Below are 17,286 nucleotides of genomic sequence, written 5' to 3'. Positions count from 1 at the left end.
TGACTACTTTTATTATAGGTGATGAGGAAAGCGGAAATCAAAACATACTTCTTATACTTTGTCCATATATATGAAGAAGAAAGGGGAATGACGATGGATGTAAGAGAACATACTTTTTTCTCTCTGCTTATTATTAGTTATTTTATTGCCTTTGGGGTGATACTTGGTGGTTCATTAATTGGTGGATTTGGTGCATTTCTTATCGGAAAACCAACTCTAACTTACATTAATCAATTCGCCCAAAATTTAAGAATTTGGGCACTCGTTGCAGCAATTGGCGGAACATTTGATACTTTTTATAGCTTTGAAAGAAGTTTCTTTGGCGGAGATATGAAAGATATTGTAAAACAAATTCTCCTTATTTTTTTCGCAACGGGTGGTATGCAAACAGGTCTTACTATTATTAAATGGCTAACGCAGGAACATGTATGAGAGTACCAAGTGCCAATACAGCAAAAAAATGGTATTTAGTTTTAGCTGGTGCTGCTGTTGGAGGCGTGTTGAGCTGGTTTGTTTTTTTGTACATATACGGTGTTTTTCAAGAAGAACAAGCTAGTAAAATAGCAGAGCAACGAGAAATTATAGAAAAACAAGAAGCAAAGCTCCACGTCCTTCTCGAAGATCAAGAAAAATTGAATACAGAAAATAAACGGCTCTTAACTATTCAAGAGATTAAAATAAAACTTATAAATCGAGAAAAATACGATTTAGACAACCTTACACTCGAAAATATGACTACGTCTATCCATAATGACCTCCAACATCTTTTAACGAAAAACATTCAAAGTATAGCAAAAAATAAAGACCTACTCAAAAAGGTAATCGAAAACAAAACGTACAAACATTACGATCGGCTATACCGTTTCAAAGTCGATACGATATCTTTTGATACAGTGCTTGAAATTAGCATTACGATAGAGAAAGAAAAATAAAGAAGGAGGGCTTTAGCGCCGCTCCTTCTTTTCGTTTTCATATATAATCTCTTATCTACACAACTCACGTAAATCAGCAAAAAGACGATCCGCTTCTTCCCAAGAAGATGCTTTTGCACCAGAAGCCATCGGATGCCCTCCGCCATTATATTGCATTGCTAATTTATTTATCACTGGTCCTTTTGAACGAAGACGAACACGAATCACATCGTCTTCCTCTAAAAATAGAACCCACGACTTTAATCCATCAATATTACCAAGTGCTCCAACAACACCGGATGCCTCAGAAGGAAGTACATCAAACTTTTCTAACACTTCTTTCGTTAATTTAATGTAAGCTGCTCCTTCTTCTACCATCGTAAAGTTTTGTAAAATATAGCCGTTTAAACGAGCAATCTTTTCTTTCGTCTTATACATTTCATTATATAAATCTGTGAACTTCACATCCATATCAACAAGCTCACTTACATAACGAAGTGTTTTCGCTGTTGTATTCGGGAATAAGAAACGACCTGTATCCCCAACAATACCCGCTAAAATAAGACGAGCTGCTTCTTTCGTTATCTGTAATCCTTTATCTTTTCCATAACTGTAAAACTCATAAATCATTTCACTTGTAGAACTTGCTGTCGTATCTACCCACGTAATATCTCCGTACGGATCTTCATTCGGATGATGATCAATTTTAATTAACATCTTCCCTTTTGCATAGCGTTGATCGTCAACACGTTCTTGGTTCGCAGTATCACATACGATAACAAGTGCATTTTCATATACACTATCTTCAATATCATCCATTACTCGTAAATATTCTAGTGAAGGTTCATTGTACCCAACCGTATAAATATTTTTCTCTGGAAACGATTCTTGTAGAATTGTACCAAGACCTCCCTGTGAACCTAACGCATCTGGATCTGGACGCACATGACGATGAATAATAATTGTATCAAACTCTTTAATTGCTCTTAAAATTTGCTCATGCATATGTATAATCTCCTTTTTACTCAACTTCTTCACTTTAACGTGCAGTAAAAGCCCGATTGGTGCGGGCAAATCATTAGCGTAGAAACATCCTCACACTAATTAAAGTTTCACTTTATCCTCCATTATAACGGAAAGTATTTCATACATGCGAACAATTGCTTTATAATAAAAGTTAGAAAGTTTAGATATTTCTTTTTCTCTACCATTATTTTTCACAAAGCGATGGGAGCGTGCATTATGCCAGTATTAGTCTTCTGTATTATCGTCTCATTTATGTTGTACCTCTTTTACAAAACAAAATACTTTCGTACAAACCGCCCAATGGAGAAAGGTTGGCTCTCAGGAAAATCCGCAATGGCACTTGGTTCATTCGTCTTATTCTTTGGGATAAACCAATTCTTTTTAGAACTTTCAACCGCTCGAATTATCGTTGGTGTTTTATTTGTTCTATTTGGTAGTGCAAGTGTATTTAATGGATTTCGCCAATACAAACATTTCTTACCATTAGCAGTTGAAGAAGCTGAATCTGTCTGAAGCAACATAAAAAAGCATCAATATTGTGATGCTTTTTTACGTCCCCTAACTTTTAAAATCATATATGCAACAAAAGCAGAAGGTATATTAAAGGGGTTGCCTTGTACATGAAAATGTAATTGTTCTTCCTCAAAAGACATTTTTTCATATAGTTCTCGCTGAGATAATCCTGTTCGTTTCTTTTTTTCATGTAAACCTTGTAAGTATAAATATTGAAACGGTATCATCACAAGAAAGTAAAATAGTGCGATTCCACCAAAGAAGAGCACTTCTGATGACATATTGCATACCACCTTCCTAAAATCCATTTCCTTACAATTCAATTGTAACATAGTATAAATTCTAATTAAATTAATATTCTGTTTTTTAGTTATACAATTGTCTCACCACATAATTCCTCTTCAGCATACTGAACATATCGCCGAATAAAAGCACCGGGATCTTTTCTAATAGGCTCGATATCAAGCCTTAATGGAATCTTTCCCGCCATATAAAAAATTCTCGAAGCAGTCCCAAGTCGAATGGCTGGTTCTGAAATACTTTCCCCATATCCCATCATAAAATTCTCCCATACGTCTTCTAACTGTCCCGAAGCAATTAAATGCAATCTCGGAACACCAATATCAAACTCTTTATACCCAAATCCACATTCATCAAAATCAAGTAAATACCAATCCTCTTTGTCTACAAGAATATTTCCAAAATGCATATCACCGTGAACAAATTGTTTTTCTCCTAGTTGAGTTGAATTTGCGAGTTCTTGTATTCTTTCTGCAATTCTTATGCATTTATGCTTATCCGCATGCGATAGAAATGAAGCATTTAGTAATCGTTGTAAAGGCTCGTGGATTATCTTTTGCTCACTATATATAGGCCTTTCATAACCTCTCCAAGTTTGCGGCACTCTTTTGAGCACTTCATTTGTTTTTTCATGAAACTTTCGCATTAATGATCCGAGTTTTTCATAGTCCCTATCCCTTGGTTCTAAAATTTCACTTCCGTTTATAAACCTAAAGACAACAAAATACTGGATATTTCCTTCATCTTTCATAATAGGTGTGATCAAATCACCACTTTTATTGACAACTACTTCTGGTACTAACATTTGTTTTTGTATCGCTATTAACCAATGTATTTCAGCTTCTATTTGCTCGGCTGTATAACGTCCCTCTCTATACTGCCTCACTACAAATTTATTTTTGTCCGATTCTAATATATATGTTTGATTTTCTCCCCCATGTAACAATGAAACTTTCGTAAAACTATTAAAATTATATTGCTTACATAACTGCTCTTTAATGTGAAAATCCATTCTTCTCCCCCTAGTTCATATAGTGAAGCGTAGTTTCCCTATCCAATTACACTATTATTATCTCTTAATGATTAGTAGCGTAAGCTTTCTTATCAACTAACAACCAATTTTCTATCCGTACTCATACATATCCTTCTATTTTTTCACTTCTCTATCCGAACTCTTACGTAACTTAAACAATAGCTTCAAAATCCAATAAAACAAAATAAAGTTAAAGAAAAAACCTAATGGATTAAACCAACATTCCCACACACCATAATAAACAAACGTTTCAGCTGGTACACCAAAGTAAAGAAAATCCGGCTCATTTTCTCCTGATATAGGAATCAAGGCACCTATACTAGCAAGAGTCAAACTTACAAAATACAACCTCTTTTTAATAGCATTCATTCTTCTATGCGTTAAAACATGAATAATGATGAAACATACGACCACTAAAAAGAAAATGATTCCGTCCATTCACTTCCTCCTTATCGCTATGCCATTTCCGCATCTTCGAATTTTTCAGTATTTTTATTATACATATGAAATGATACGCTATTTATTTTTTGTTTCTATCCTTTTAAATAAAAAATGGAACAAACCAAAGCGGTCTGCTCCATCTTTTTATTTATCGATCAACTGCACCATAAGTAATGCTTTCCCGACAACATTACCTTCATGATGTACTTCTACATCAACCTTACCAAATTTACGTCCAATTTCTAATACTTTCGGATGAACCGATACAACATTGTCAATTTGAACTGGTTTTACGAAATAAATTGTTAAGTTCTCAACAATTAAATCACTCTTCTTTTGCGCACGAATAACGCGATTCGTTGCTTCCGTCACAATTGTTGTGAATACACCGTAAGATAACGTTCCGATTGAATTCGTCATTTGCGGCGTCACTGAAAATTGATATAAATGTTCATTTTTCGCTTCTTTCGGCGTCATAAATTGATTCGTTACAATATCATCGATTGTTTCGCCGACTTGTGGTTGACGCTGAATCATTTGTAGCGCCTGAAGTACATCTTGACGACTAATAATTCCTTGCAGTTTATTTCCTTCATCAACAACTGGAAGTAACTCAATACCTTCCCACACCATCATACGTGCTGCAGCTGCGACAGACATTTTACCGTTTACCGTAATTGGATGCTTTGTCATCACTTTATCAATTGGTGTTTCTTTCACGACACCAATCATATCTTTTGAAGTTACGATACCTAACACCTTTTTATTTTCATCAACAATTGGATAACGTCCATGCATCGTTTCTTCATTGTACGCATGCCATTGCTGCACTGTATCATTCGGCTTTAAATATAACGTCTCTTCAATTGGCGTTAAAATATCTTCAACGAGGACAATTTCTTTCTTAATAAGCTGATCGTAAATTGCACGGTTAATTAACGTCGCAACTGTAAATGTATCGTAACTACTTGAAATAATCGGCAGTTTTAATTCGTCTGCTAATTTCTTCACATGATCTTCCGTATCAAATCCGCCCGTAATTAATACCGCAGCTCCGGCTTCTAACGCTAATTGATGCGCGTTCGTACGGTTACCGATAATAAGTAAGTTTCCAGCTTCTGTATAGCGCATCATCGCTTCTAATTTCATTGCCCCGATTACGAATTTATTTAACGTTTTATGTAGGCCCTCTCTGCCCCCAAGTACTTGACCATCGACAATGTTAACGACTTCTGCATATGTCAGCTTTTCAATATTCTCTTTCTTCTTTTGTTCAATTCGTATTGTTCCGACACGTTCAATCGTACTAACATATCCTTTATTTTCTGCATCTTTAATTGCACGGTAAGCTGTCCCTTCACTTACACTCAAATCTTTCGCAATTTGCCTTACAGAAATTTTATGCCCTACTGGCAGGCCATTAATATGTTCTAAAATTTGGTTATGCTTGGTAGCCAAATGGTTTCACCATACTTTCTTTTCCCTAAATTCTTCATGTGTTGTATTTTCAGTATACTATATTTTCAAAACTGTTACACTCTCTCTTTATATATCTGTACTATTTTTTTTATAACAAAATACGCCTTACATTACACTACTTCTTCTATTACAACAATGTAATGGTATTGTCATCTCGTTCGATAGTTTGTCCAGCCGCTTCAATATACAATGAAGACAAGAAATGAAACAAAGGAGCGGATATATGATGAAAAAATTATTAGAAGTTGTAGGTGCTGTATTTTTAGCTTTCGTAGATGGAAAAAAAGTTGCAATGGAATTGAATGAAACACCTGAACAGCCACTTCCAAAAAGAAAAAAATCATCAAAACAAGTACAACCTTTAAAAGCTGTCCTACACACGTAAAAAACCCTTCACTTGTCTTTTCAAATGAAGGGTTTCTTTTCTATAGTGTAATACTTTCTCCAGCTTCTAATACTTTTCCTGTACAATTTTGTAGCTTTTCTACAAATTGATATGGGTCTTGTTCAATTACTGGGAACGTATTGTAATGCATCGGTACAACAGTTTTCGCCTGAGTCCATTTCGCTGCTAAAACAGCATCTTCTGGCCCCATTGTGAAATTATCACCAATTGGTAAAAATGCTATATCAATGTTATTCAGTTCCCCAATTAATTTCATATCAGAGAATAGAGCGGTATCTCCTGCATGGTATACAGTTTTCTCTTCTGCTGTAAATAAAATACCTGCTGGCATACCTGTATATGTAATCGTCTTATTTTCTTCATCAATATAACTAGAACCGTGGAATGCTTGTGTAAACTTCACTTTTCCGAAGTCAAATTCATGCGAACCACCAATATGCATCGGATGTGTATTTACACCTTGCCAACTTAAAAATGTCGCTAGTTCAAATGGTGCCACAACAACTGCATTATTTTTCTTCGCAAGCTCTACTGTATCTCCAACATGATCACCATGTCCATGCGATAAAAGAATTACATCTACTTTGACATCTTCAGCCTTTAAATCCGTTGTCGGATTTCCAGTTAAAAATGGATCAATTAAAATCACTTTTCCATTCGTTTCAATCTTTACAACTGAATGCCCGTGATAAGATACTTTCATTACTACATTCCTCCCCTATTCACATTCTCATTTTTTATTCTACATGATTTTTCAATTCCCTGTCTTTTCTAACATCTATTTACTTGTCATAACGCTTTCTTCCGATGTAAAGTTATATTTGTAATTAAATATCTCGGGGGTGCCAATCGATGAATGCTAGATTAGAAAATTTAATGCAATGGCTAAAAGAAAAAAACGTAGAAGCTGCGTTCTTAACTTCTACACCGAACGTCTTCTACATGACAAACTTCCACTGTGAACCACATGAAAGACTTCTTGGTATGTTTGTATTCCAAGAAAAAGAGCCTATTTTAATTTGCCCTAAAATGGAAGAAGGTCAAGCGCGTAACGCTGGCTGGGCACATGAAATTATCGGATTTACTGATACTGACAGACCATGGGATATGATTGCAAAAGCAATTAAAGACCGCGGCATCAATGCAAATGCAGTTGCAATTGAAAAAGAACATTTAAACGTAGAACGCTACGAAGAATTAACAAAGTTATTCCCAAATGCAGCTTTCAAATCAGCTGAGGAAAAAGTTCGTGAACTTCGTTTAATTAAAGATGAAAAAGAACTTTCTATTTTACGCGAAGCAGCTAAAATGGCGGACTACGCTGTTGAAGTTGGTGTAAATGCAATTAAAGAAAATCGTAGCGAGCTAGAAGTATTAGCAATTATTGAACACGAATTAAAAACAAAAGGCATACATAAAATGTCATTTGATACGATGGTATTAGCAGGTGCAAACTCTGCTCTTCCACACGGTATTCCAGGTGCAAACAAAATGAAACGCGGCGATTTCGTACTATTTGATTTAGGCGTAATCATTGAAGGTTATTGCTCTGACATTACACGTACAGTAGCATTCGGTGACATTTCTGAAGAACAAACTCGCATTTATAACACTGTACTTGCTGGACAACTACAAGCAGTTGAAGCATGTAAACCAGGTGTTACACTTGGCGCAATCGACAACGCTGCTCGTTCTGTTATCGCAGATGCAGGTTACGGCGACTTCTTCCCGCACCGCCTTGGTCACGGACTTGGAATTAGCGTACACGAATATCCAGATGTAAAAGCTGGTAACGAGTCTCCATTAAAAGAAGGTATGGTCTTCACAATCGAGCCAGGTATTTACGTACCAAACGTAGGTGGCGTTCGTATTGAAGATGATATTTACATCACAAAAGACGGGTCAGAAATTTTAACGAAATTCCCGAAAGAATTACAATTTGTGAAATAAGAAAAAAGGCAGCGTGATTGCTGCCTTTTTTCTTTCTCTACTATTTCAAATTTAACACCATCTTCTCCTCATACTTATCATCCCATTTAATCACAACCTCTATCGGTTCATCTTTAGATAGAGGCGCACAACTTACACAAGAAGACTTCATTTCAATCCTTGCTCCTTTATGAACTTCTGAAGTTTGCATCATTGCACTAAAGGTTTCATTAATAGCAATCTCTAAATTTTTAAATTCTGTATTTCCATCTCCGCCCTTATACTGAAACGTAAACATTCCATCTTCACTGTCATCCTTAATATATCCTTTATATTGCCCCGTCCAACTTTTGCTCTCACTAGAAAAAGTAACATACGAAATCGAACAACTTCCTAAAAAGAAAATACTAATAAAAAAGAATAATGCTCTCTTCATAATGCCCCTCCATTCAAAAGCACTTATTTATTGTCTATTTCTTCCTCTTATTATATTATAAAAATACAGAATTTTCTAAAATAGGAGGTTTATATGTTACAACAACAGTTAGAAGAAATTCGTAATAATAATTACATACTGAATAAAACACTTAACATTGATTCTTTAAGTTCCAATATGCTTGAGCATATCGGTGTTACTGATAGCTATTTAAGAGACAAACTTATTTACTCTACTTTTTTTCATCTCATCAAAAAGGACTACATTTCACACACACAATTAAAGAAACTATTATTAGAAAGCATGAGTGAAAAATATTTATTGTATAAAATTCATTCGGATGACGCAGATGCTGTATTTACCCGCGCATTTACAACATTATTAATTGCGCTCATTATTGATGCCGATACAAAATATAATTTCTTATCACAGAATGATATTTTAACTGTAAAAGATCAATTGATTCTATATATGAACAATGAACATGATTTCCGTGGATATGTGCAAGACCACGGCTGGGCACATAGTATCGCTCATGCTACTGATACATTTGAAGCGCTTGTTCGTAGTCCTAAACTGGAAACTTTACATTACGAAGAAATATTACAAACTTTATTAAACAAAGTTTGTGTCCATTCTATTTACTACAAATATGAAGAAGACGAGCGACTCGTTTATCCGATTGTCTCAATGCTACAAAATAGTCTAAAGGAAGACGTACTCATATTAGCCCTTCATGACTTAGTAGCTCAATTACCAGCCCAAAAACAAACACTACATATTGAATCATACGAGTTTCTATACGGAAATATAAAATCTTTCCTACGCAGCTTATTTTTCAGACTACGTACACTTTCTATATGTGAAGAAACCGAATGCGAAATTGAAAAATTGCTACGAGAGCTTCCAAAATATTATTAAAAAAAGAAGGCCACTCAAAAAGTGCCTTCTTCTATTTCACTAATATTTAATTGAAATTTCACGATCCAAACTGAGAAAAGGTGGACAAGAATCGCAAACGCCATACATGCTCCGCTTAAAAAAGTTAGTATAGGATGCGAATACACGTGCCCTAATCCATAGGATATCGCCACGAAAAACATTGTTATGTAAATATAAATTGCTCCATGTATTTGCCTCATATTAACCTCCTTTTCCCATATTATAACATAAATTTCTGATTATTCACATTAATCTCTCGTAATCAATATTTCTCAACTGTTACACCTCTAACAGCAGCCTTAATATACGGTGCTCCTTGTAAACTTTGTAAATCCTCTGTTTTACCTGTTACAACTACACCGTATATTTATAAGTCTTTTACTACAAAGTTTTTCATCTCATTATAGTTTTCCCTAAAATACTTTTGATACCCCCCTTATTTTCACTTAAAGATATCTAAATACAGCTTTTCTTCAAATTTTTTTTCAAAATAAAAAGCACACCTACCTTGATGTGCTTCTCTCAAAAATACTATTCTATTATTTCATCGCTTCCTTCACAACATCTTGAATCATAACGACTTCTGTTTTCATATCAACAGATGGTGCTTCTTCATCAATACATTCATGCCAAAATTCTAAGTGCTTTTTATCAATTTCATGATGAGAATTTTCGACAAGAGCCCCGCCTTCTCCTTGCACAGAATACCAATATAAGTATTCTTTTCCATCTCTTATTTCCCGGAAAATTGTCTCAACGTACATCTTTTCGTCGTTTAGTGTCAAAAGCACTTCTTTCATATTGTCATTAAGAAGCTGCATCCATGCATCTACACGCTGACTTTTACCTTGTTTCACTTTGAATCTCGTTAACTCTACATTCATTTTTATTCCCCCGTTTTCTTGCGTACAAACAATCTATATTCTATTGGATGATTAAAACTTAATTTACTAGCTAGTTTTTGCGAAGGAATATTGTCTACATAACAATCCCAGCACGGTGTAATATCATTTTGCATGCAATGTTCAATAAACCGCGTTGCAACAGCTTGTGCTAATCCTTTTCCTTGATATGATTCATGCGTCACAATATCAATTTCAGCAAATCCATTCCCATTAAATATCGAAACACATTCAGCTACAATCATCCCATCTTGTTCTATACAAAATCCAAAGCCATTATTTAAAAATGCTTCAGTTGATCCCCAATATTCTTTATAATACACCTCTGTAAATTCATTGCTTCGTTCTATATCACTTTTATCAATACGCTTCACTTCATATGTATTTTTGTTTGCATCTCGTTTTCTCTCTTCAAAAATTTCTCGTTGAAATTTCATTCGAGGCATGTCCCGAAGTGCATTACTAAAACGCCCTTCAATCATCATTTCCCACTCTTCAATTGAAGTGAAGAGTGTAAATCTCTTCTCTGTTTTTTCAATGGCCATTTTTAAATACGCAAATAAATCTTCGTTATAATTATGATCATCCGTATCACCAAATAAATAATAGATACCGTTAGCTGTACGAATTAATCCTGCTGTTAACTTCTCGTTTGCAAAAATCTCACCATCTATCATTTGATCACATACCGCATAAGCAAACGTCGTCGTTTTTGTATGACTTTCTAAAATCGGAAAGATTTTTCTATACTCAGCTACAGATAATTTTTTCATAACTGCTCCACTTTAATCGTATCAGCTTCTATATTTTCAAAACAAAGATTTACTGTTCTCTTTAATGCTCTCGTTCTATGAATCGTGCATGCTGGAATTAAGATAGAATCATTCGGCTTTAAAACTGCTGTTTCTCCATCTTCAAAATCGATAAGTAATTCTCCCTCTAGCACAATGAATAATTCATCCGAATTAGAATGATAGTGCCAATCATATTCACCAGTAAATACAGCGATTCGTAAGCAATGACTATTTACATTTGAAACGACGAAGTTTTTATGTTGATCTTGAATGTCCTTTGTTAATTCTATTAAGTTCACAGTTTCCATCTTTCGTCCCACCCTTTCATTAGTCGTTCTTCTGAAAAAACAACTTAGTCTCCACCACCTCCGCAATCTCCTCCACTATCACTTGAGCTGCTACAATCGTTGCTACTGTAGTCACCGAATCCACTTGATGAGCTTGAAGCATCTGAAGATTTTTTTCTCATTTTTCTTTGCTTATCGTTCTTACTTTCATAACTAGGCCACACTTTATTAAATAATATAAAGAATAAGACTAGCTCTATTGCGACAAGGAGATACCCAAAAACATTCTCAATAATATTGGGTGTTATCCCAAAACTGTAAAACACCCTAGCTGAATAAAGACACAAAATTACATACAGAGCCATACAAATATACCGAAATGTTTTCTCTATCATAATGACTATTTTTTGTGATAGAGGTATGTTCTGTTCCTGTTTTTTCTTCATATACTTTTGTCTTTTAACTTGCCTTTTCTTCCGCTTTTTACTCCCCATTAAATCTCCTCTTTCGACTTCTTTTTTCATTTAATTCCAAATTATCACAAAAAATAACATTATAACAAGCTATATTTCACGTAAAGTTTTGTTTACTTTTTGTAAAGTTTTATTTACTTATTACCTAAAAATGGATATAGTAAATGTAACAAATTTACAAAAAGGAGACTTTGTATATTTGATTAAAAATAAGGTGAAACAATTCCGCGTCGTTAGAGACATCACCCAAGAACAATTAGCTTCCTCTGTTCAAATCACTAGACAATCCCTCATCGCTATCGAGAAGAATAAATACAACCCGAGTTTAGAATTAGCATTGAAATTATGTGAGTTTTTCAACTGTAAAGTAGAAGATTTATTTCAATTAGATAAAACCGGGGAGGAAAAAGAATGAAAAACCCTTTTAATCAAAAGTTCATTTCGCATCTTACCTTTTTATTGTTAGGTTCAACTTTTCTTTATTTCACTAGTAATGATGAAGAAAAAATTACTTCTGTCCTTCTATTCGCTGGCGTATTTATACTCTTAGACTCGATACTATTCGTAGTGAAACAAATATTCTTTAAGAAAAAAAAGAGCGATCCCGAAAAATATCCATTACCTGAGATGGATGAAAGAATCGAGAAGATGAGTTTAAAACTTATGGCGCAAATTTTTGGTCTCTCTCATTTAATCGGTTCTGCGATACTATTTATTTTATATATCACTGACAAAAATTCGATGATACGAGTTGAGTATGCCTTATATTACTTATTCGGCATTCTTTTCTTTACAATGATGTTCGGATTGAAAATTGTAAAGAAACTAGACAATTAATCCAAGCAAAAAGCCCCTCCTTACAAAAGGAGGGGCTTACATGTATTTCTATTATGATAAAGCAGGAGCTTTTTCAAGAAGCTCTTTCGCATCAGCATATTGTAAACCGTGTGCTTCTGCAACTGCTTCGAATGTTACATATCCGTCTAATGTGTTAATACCTTTTAATAATGCAGTGTTGCCTAAGCAAGCATCTTTGTAGCCTTTGTTCGCAATTTGTACTGCATATGGTACCGTTACGTTTGTTAATGCAAGAGTTGATGTACGTGGAACTGCTCCTGGCATATTAGCAACTGCATAATGAACAACGCCATGTTTTTCGTAAGTTGGGTTGTCGTGAGTTGTAATACGGTCAGTTGTTTCGAAAATACCACCTTGGTCAATCGCGATATCTACAACGACAGAACCTGGTTCCATTGATTGAATCATTTCTTCTGTTACAAGTTTTGGCGCTTTTGCACCTGGAATTAATACCGCTCCAATAACAAGGTCAGATTCTTTTACAGCTTCTGCAATGTTGTATGGATTAGACATTAACGTTTTTACTTGGTTACCGAAAATGTCATCTAGTTGACGAAGACGCTCTGCACTTAAGTCAATGATTGTTACATCTGCACCTAAACCTACTGCAATCTTAGCTGCGTTTGTACCAGCTTGACCACCGCCGATAATTGTTACTTTGCCGCGTTTTACCCCTGGAACGCCTGCAAGTAAAATACCTTTACCGCCTTTGTTTTTCTCAAGGAATTGTGCACCGATTTGTGCAGACATACGACCAGCTACTTCACTCATAGGTGCAAGTAATGGTAAAGAACGATTGTCTAATTGCACTGTTTCGTATGCAATTGATACAACTTTGTTATCAATTAATGCTTTCGTTAATTCTGGTTCTGGAGCTAAGTGTAAGTATGTGAATAAAATTAAACCTTCGCGGAAATAGCCGTATTCACTTGCAACTGGCTCTTTCACCTTCATAACCATATCTTGATTCCATGCTTCTTCAGCAGTTTCAACAAGTTTCGCACCAGCTTGTACGTATTCTTCATCTGTAAAGCCTGATCCTATACCTGATCCTTTTTGAACAAAAACTTCATGACCATTTTGTACTAAATGTACCGCTCCCGCTGGCGTCATTGCCACACGGTTTTCATTATTTTTAATTTCTGTTGGAATACCGATACGCATTATTAGTTCCCCCTTGAGTTATGAAATGACCCCTGAATCATTTTTAAAGCGCTTTCTACGCTCTTATATTTTAACATAATATCTCAATATTTGACAAAAAAATAATACAAGTTTTCCGATAGATTTAATCTTACATTAAAGGACAGTATTATCCGCACCTCTCAGCGTAAAGGATAAACTGTCCAATTATTCAAAACTTCACCTTATTTCGCTCTATCGATGTCTATGAATAACATCTACTGCACCAGTTACTTCAATAATTGTACCGGTAATCATATCGGAATCGTCTTCACATAAAAACGAAATCGTTCTTGCGATATCTTCACCTGTTCCAGATCTACCAATTGGTGTTTTATGTTCTTTCAATTGACGTGCTTCTTGAATTGTCGCTTCTTTCATTTCACCAATAATATCACCAGGACATACCATATTTGCAGTAATACCATATTCTGCCTCTTCGTAAGCAATTGTTTTCGTTAATGAAACAAGTCCTACTTTCGCTGCTGCAAAAGCTGAACGATAAATCCATCCCGGTGCGCTATCTGCCCCTTGGAATCCGTAATTAATAATACGGCCAAAGTTCTGTTTTCTCATAACCGGAACGACAAGTTTTAATAAATGAAATACCGCTGTTAAATTACCCTGAATCATTTCATTCCATTCGTCTTCTTCATAATCGACTAACTTTTTTCGTTCAAATACATATGGACCAGCATTATTAATTAAAAAGTCAATTTTACCAAAACGGCTTATCGCTTCTTCTACTATTTTATGTAAATCTTCCTTTTTCGTGACATCCGCTTGCACGAATTGTAGACGCTCTTCCATATTTTTATATGTTTCTTTCATCGTTTCCATAGCAGTTATATCGCTATGATATGTTACTGTTACTGAATACCCTTTAGCCAATAACTTTTCTGTTACTTGCTTTCCTAAACCTTTCGTACCGGCTGTAATGAGCGCGTGTCTCACAAACATGCCTCCTTTTAAATTGCTATACTTCATATGTAACAAGTTCTCGCCTCAATTACAACTAAAATGAATTAAAGCAAAGTTTTCAAAATTCTGTAACGTTTCTGGCAAGCACATTACCAAAATTTGCTTTATAATAAAGTTGTAAACGGTAATAAAAATGATTGGGAGGAATTTACTATGAATAATACATATACAAATATTTTAATCGCGGTGGATGGTTCTAAAGAAGCAGAAAGAGCTTTTAAAAAAGCAATTCAAGTCGCAAAACGCAACAATGCAACATTAACAATTGCTCATATCGTTGATGTAAAAGCATACTCAGCAGTAGAAGCTTATAGCCGCGCAATTGCTGAACGTGCAAATCTATTTGCAGAAGACTTATTAGAAGACTACAAAAAAACTGCGCTTGAAGCTGGCCTTGAAAAAATTGAAACTGTATTAGAATTTGGTAATCCTAAATCTAAAATTTCAAAAGAAATCGCTCCAAACCATAAAGTAGATTTAATTATGTGTGGTGCAACTGGTTTAAATGCTGTTGAGCGTTTCCTAATTGGTAGCGTCTCTGAACATATTATTCGCTATGCGAAATGCGATGTCCTTGTTGTTCGTGGTGATGAGGAGCAAGGTGATCTTTAATTCATAAATAAAACACCAAGTCCACATGTTTTACTGGTGGATAAGGGAAATGAAGCTTTAGGCTTGAATGAACAATAAATACATGTTGCTCAACAATGATAAAAAAGGAGTGGGTAATCCACTCCTTTTTTTCACGAATGTGTAAGAAGAATAAAGATGTTTCATTTTACTCATAAAAATAAATCTTCTCTGTTTTTCTCCACTCTTACATGGATTTTAAAATCCTCATTTTTTAATTGATTTTCTAATCAAGTTTAAACTGTATTCTACTTAATTCTTTGAGTAATTGGATGGTCATCTTTTAGTTGTAACAAATCCCATAAATTCCCGTACAAATCCTTGAATACTGCAACTATTCCATATTCTTGCTCTTTCGGCTCTCTCACAAATTCTATTCCTCTTGAAATCATTTCATTATAATCTCTCCAAAAATCGTCAGTATTTAAGAAAAGAAAAACTCTGCCGCCTGATTGGTTACCGATAAAGGAATCTTGCTCAGGTTTAGATGCTCTAGCCAGTAATATTGTGGTGCCGACTGAACCAGGAGGAGATACCACTACCCATCTTTTGTTTTGCTCTGGCTGATATATATCTTGGACTAGTGTGAAATTTAGTTTCTTTGTATAGAACTCTATTGCCTCATCGTAGTCTTTTACTACTAATGCGATATGAACTATTGATTGAACCATTATTATCCCTCCTATTATTACTGAATAAGCAAATTATAGTATAACATTTCTTGCTTTAATCTATCTATTAGCTTAATAACACAGGCTCTTGTTTTTCTTCATTTCACATACTTCACTATAAATACAAAACAAACAACCACTACAACAGCTACTTCCAATACATATGGCGGTAAGAACTTCAAAGACCATAATGCCATCATGATAGTCGCAACCATTAAATACGATTGTCGTGCATCTTCTGTCATTTTTTTACGAAGCAAGAATACATACAAATAACCGATTGGCGGCGTAATAAAGCAAAGAACATATATAATTTTAGATTTCAAATATCATTTTTGTTCCCCGAGCTTCTGTATATCTTCTTCTATTCTCTTATGCTCTTGCTCTCTCGCTTCTTCTACAAGCGGATTTTCCTCTTCTCCTCGCTTTTCTTTCATATAAGGAAGAAAGTGCACGAAAAAATAGTATGCAAATACGAACGCTCCAAATCCAATATTTAATCTTTCTAACGGAATATGCTCACTAAAAAAAACAGCAGCTATCACTAAAGAAAAACAATACGTCGTCATCCAAAATGAACGTTTTCTCTTTTTCCGTTCCATTTCTTTTTTATCTTGTACATGTTTTCTTTTCGAAAGCCATATCGAAATACAGCAATCTACTACAAATAGAATAAAGATAAATATCCCAACGTGTACTGTTTCTACATCCTCAAATGAAAAGATATTTGGGAATGCAACATGTAACACAATTAGCGTGTACAAAATTATCCCTATAAAATAAATACGTCTCATTTTCCATTCCTTTCTTATTTCCTAACTTTAGGTTAACATACATTTTTTAGAAATAGACGGACAAAATATATATGTTAAAAAAGGAGGATGCTATATGAATGATTCTGAACGTATTATTTTAGATGTGAACGGGAAAGAGCTCGAAATGTTAGATACAATCCGTACACATTTTAAAGAAAAACATGGTGTGGAACTAAGTAATGGTGCATTACTTAGAGATTTGATGGATATTGAGTATATTCGAATTACGGAAGATCGACATAAGTATGATTAACTTTAAGCAATAAAAATCACAAAA

25 protein-coding genes and 2 pseudogenes are annotated in these 17,286 nt (G+C 34.7%); 10 read left to right on the top strand and 17 right to left on the bottom strand.

What is annotated here, in order from left to right; translation table 11 throughout:
• Window positions 1-18 precede the first annotated feature (18 nt).
• Together ytrH and ytrI are read left to right on the top strand one after the other, a co-directional pair.
• Window positions 19-432 (top strand): sporulation membrane protein YtrH, encoded by a 414-nt coding sequence (gene ytrH, locus RBB48_RS00455; protein WP_073516695.1) that lies wholly within the window; start codon window positions 19-21, stop codon window positions 430-432.
• Entirely contained in the window at window positions 429-932 is a 504-nt protein-coding gene (gene ytrI, locus RBB48_RS00450) for a sporulation membrane protein YtrI (RefSeq protein ID WP_046958744.1), read from the top strand. The genes ytrH and ytrI overlap by 4 nt, the downstream gene beginning before the upstream one ends.
• Window positions 933-983: 51 nt before the next feature.
• Here the strand turns inward: ytrI and RBB48_RS00445 are convergent, their stop codons facing one another.
• A complete protein-coding gene (locus RBB48_RS00445) occupies window positions 984-1,916 on the bottom strand; it encodes a DHH family phosphoesterase (RefSeq protein ID WP_087985387.1) in 933 nt (310 codons plus the stop codon).
• 237 nt (window positions 1,917-2,153) lie between these two features.
• Here RBB48_RS00445 and RBB48_RS00440 point away from each other — a divergent pair, with 237 nt between their 5' ends.
• The gene (locus RBB48_RS00440) at window positions 2,154-2,450 is read left to right on the top strand and encodes a YtpI family protein (protein ID WP_001144772.1); all 297 of its coding nucleotides are present in this window, start codon (window positions 2,154-2,156) and stop codon (window positions 2,448-2,450) included.
• A gap of 17 nt (window positions 2,451-2,467) precedes the next feature.
• On the opposite strand, the gene RBB48_RS00435 is transcribed toward RBB48_RS00440, so the two are convergent.
• The 4 genes from RBB48_RS00435 to RBB48_RS00420 form a co-directional block, all read right to left on the bottom strand.
• Window positions 2,468-2,731 (bottom strand): DUF3949 domain-containing protein, encoded by a 264-nt coding sequence (locus RBB48_RS00435; protein WP_061677033.1) that lies wholly within the window; start codon window positions 2,729-2,731, stop codon window positions 2,468-2,470.
• Window positions 2,732-2,820: 89 nt separating this feature from the next.
• Window positions 2,821-3,762, bottom strand: coding sequence for a phosphotransferase enzyme family protein (locus tag RBB48_RS00430; protein ID WP_088609293.1), 942 nt, complete (start codon window positions 3,760-3,762; stop codon window positions 2,821-2,823).
• 135 nt (window positions 3,763-3,897) lie between these two features.
• Complete coding sequence (locus RBB48_RS00425) at window positions 3,898-4,221, bottom strand: hypothetical protein (protein WP_306007305.1); 324 nt, start codon at window positions 4,219-4,221, stop codon at window positions 3,898-3,900.
• 147 nt (window positions 4,222-4,368) lie between these two features.
• The gene (locus tag RBB48_RS00420; RefSeq protein ID WP_000201566.1) at window positions 4,369-5,682 is read right to left on the bottom strand and encodes a CBS domain-containing protein; all 1,314 of its coding nucleotides are present in this window, start codon (window positions 5,680-5,682) and stop codon (window positions 4,369-4,371) included.
• 244 nt (window positions 5,683-5,926) lie between these two features.
• Here RBB48_RS00420 and RBB48_RS00415 point away from each other — a divergent pair, with 244 nt between their 5' ends.
• Entirely contained in the window at window positions 5,927-6,088 is a 162-nt protein-coding gene (locus RBB48_RS00415; RefSeq protein ID WP_060486545.1) for a hypothetical protein, read from the top strand.
• A 40-nt stretch (window positions 6,089-6,128) separates the two neighbouring features.
• Here RBB48_RS00415 and RBB48_RS00410 read toward each other — a convergent pair whose 3' ends face one another.
• A complete protein-coding gene (locus RBB48_RS00410; protein WP_097889203.1) occupies window positions 6,129-6,812 on the bottom strand; it encodes a metal-dependent hydrolase in 684 nt (227 codons plus the stop codon).
• Between the two features lie 149 nt (window positions 6,813-6,961).
• Here RBB48_RS00410 and pepQ point away from each other — a divergent pair, with 149 nt between their 5' ends.
• Window positions 6,962-8,059, top strand: a complete 1,098-nt coding sequence (gene pepQ / locus RBB48_RS00405) for a Xaa-Pro dipeptidase (RefSeq protein ID WP_016079120.1) — start codon at window positions 6,962-6,964, stop codon at window positions 8,057-8,059.
• A 40-nt stretch (window positions 8,060-8,099) separates the two neighbouring features.
• On the opposite strand, the gene RBB48_RS00400 is transcribed toward pepQ, so the two are convergent.
• Window positions 8,100-8,474, bottom strand: a complete 375-nt coding sequence (locus RBB48_RS00400; RefSeq protein WP_306007304.1) for a hypothetical protein — start codon at window positions 8,472-8,474, stop codon at window positions 8,100-8,102.
• 93 nt (window positions 8,475-8,567) lie between these two features.
• Between RBB48_RS00400 and RBB48_RS00395 the strand changes: the two genes are divergently transcribed.
• Window positions 8,568-9,395, top strand: coding sequence for a DUF2785 domain-containing protein (locus RBB48_RS00395; RefSeq protein ID WP_306007303.1), 828 nt, complete (start codon window positions 8,568-8,570; stop codon window positions 9,393-9,395).
• Window positions 9,396-9,409: 14 nt separating this feature from the next.
• On the opposite strand, the gene RBB48_RS00390 is transcribed toward RBB48_RS00395, so the two are convergent.
• From RBB48_RS00390 to RBB48_RS00365, 6 genes and pseudogenes are all read right to left on the bottom strand, one after another.
• A complete protein-coding gene (locus tag RBB48_RS00390) occupies window positions 9,410-9,616 on the bottom strand; it encodes a hypothetical protein (protein ID WP_001248904.1) in 207 nt (68 codons plus the stop codon).
• 62 nt (window positions 9,617-9,678) lie between these two features.
• Window positions 9,679-9,852: pseudogene (locus tag RBB48_RS00385) on the bottom strand (anti sigma factor C-terminal domain-containing protein); the annotation flags it as partial.
• Window positions 9,853-9,955: 103 nt separating this feature from the next.
• Complete coding sequence (locus RBB48_RS00380; RefSeq protein WP_098230310.1) at window positions 9,956-10,300, bottom strand: DUF6176 family protein; 345 nt, start codon at window positions 10,298-10,300, stop codon at window positions 9,956-9,958.
• Between the two features lie 2 nt (window positions 10,301-10,302).
• Complete coding sequence (locus RBB48_RS00375; RefSeq protein ID WP_306007302.1) at window positions 10,303-11,091, bottom strand: GNAT family N-acetyltransferase; 789 nt, start codon at window positions 11,089-11,091, stop codon at window positions 10,303-10,305.
• Window positions 11,088-11,420 (bottom strand): cupin domain-containing protein, encoded by a 333-nt coding sequence (locus RBB48_RS00370; RefSeq protein ID WP_000450941.1) that lies wholly within the window; start codon window positions 11,418-11,420, stop codon window positions 11,088-11,090. Before RBB48_RS00370 ends, RBB48_RS00375 begins: the two co-directional genes overlap by 4 nt.
• A gap of 44 nt (window positions 11,421-11,464) precedes the next feature.
• Window positions 11,465-11,893, bottom strand: a complete 429-nt coding sequence (locus RBB48_RS00365; protein WP_088064561.1) for a hypothetical protein — start codon at window positions 11,891-11,893, stop codon at window positions 11,465-11,467.
• 178 nt (window positions 11,894-12,071) lie between these two features.
• On the opposite strand from RBB48_RS00365, the gene RBB48_RS00360 reads away from it, so the two are divergent.
• On the top strand, window positions 12,072-12,287 hold the full coding sequence (locus RBB48_RS00360) for a helix-turn-helix transcriptional regulator (RefSeq protein ID WP_000594567.1): 216 nt from the start codon (window positions 12,072-12,074) through the stop codon (window positions 12,285-12,287).
• Window positions 12,284-12,709: a hypothetical protein gene (locus tag RBB48_RS00355; protein ID WP_087985399.1), complete on the top strand. Its 426-nt coding sequence runs from the start codon at window positions 12,284-12,286 to the stop codon at window positions 12,707-12,709. The genes RBB48_RS00360 and RBB48_RS00355 overlap by 4 nt, the downstream gene beginning before the upstream one ends.
• A 51-nt stretch (window positions 12,710-12,760) precedes the next feature.
• On the opposite strand, the gene ald is transcribed toward RBB48_RS00355, so the two are convergent.
• Window positions 12,761-13,894 (bottom strand): alanine dehydrogenase, encoded by a 1,134-nt coding sequence (ald, locus tag RBB48_RS00350; protein ID WP_046956217.1) that lies wholly within the window; start codon window positions 13,892-13,894, stop codon window positions 12,761-12,763.
• Between the two features lie 213 nt (window positions 13,895-14,107).
• Window positions 14,108-14,899, bottom strand: coding sequence for an SDR family oxidoreductase (locus RBB48_RS00345; protein ID WP_060486605.1), 792 nt, complete (start codon window positions 14,897-14,899; stop codon window positions 14,108-14,110).
• Window positions 14,900-15,046: 147 nt separating this feature from the next.
• Here RBB48_RS00345 and RBB48_RS00340 point away from each other — a divergent pair, with 147 nt between their 5' ends.
• Window positions 15,047-15,505 (top strand): universal stress protein, encoded by a 459-nt coding sequence (locus RBB48_RS00340; protein ID WP_001066680.1) that lies wholly within the window; start codon window positions 15,047-15,049, stop codon window positions 15,503-15,505.
• 266 nt (window positions 15,506-15,771) lie between these two features.
• On the opposite strand, the gene RBB48_RS00335 is transcribed toward RBB48_RS00340, so the two are convergent.
• Both RBB48_RS00335 and RBB48_RS00330 read right to left on the bottom strand, forming a co-directional pair.
• Window positions 15,772-16,194, bottom strand: a complete 423-nt coding sequence (locus RBB48_RS00335) for a VOC family protein (protein WP_088064563.1) — start codon at window positions 16,192-16,194, stop codon at window positions 15,772-15,774.
• A 98-nt stretch (window positions 16,195-16,292) separates the two neighbouring features.
• Window positions 16,293-16,988, bottom strand: a pseudogene (locus RBB48_RS00330) (hypothetical protein).
• A 94-nt stretch (window positions 16,989-17,082) separates the two neighbouring features.
• Between RBB48_RS00330 and RBB48_RS00325 the strand changes: the two are divergent.
• Window positions 17,083-17,262, top strand: coding sequence for a hypothetical protein (locus RBB48_RS00325; protein WP_046956214.1), 180 nt, complete (start codon window positions 17,083-17,085; stop codon window positions 17,260-17,262).
• Window positions 17,263-17,286: the final 24 nt, after the last annotated feature.

It is taken from the genome of Bacillus sp. MMSF_3353, from assembly GCF_030733445.1.
Lineage (GTDB): Bacteria > Bacillota > Bacilli > Bacillales > Bacillaceae_G > Bacillus_A > Bacillus_A wiedmannii.
Note: the sequence above shows the minus strand (reverse complement) of the source record. Positions and strands in the feature narration are given on the sequence as shown.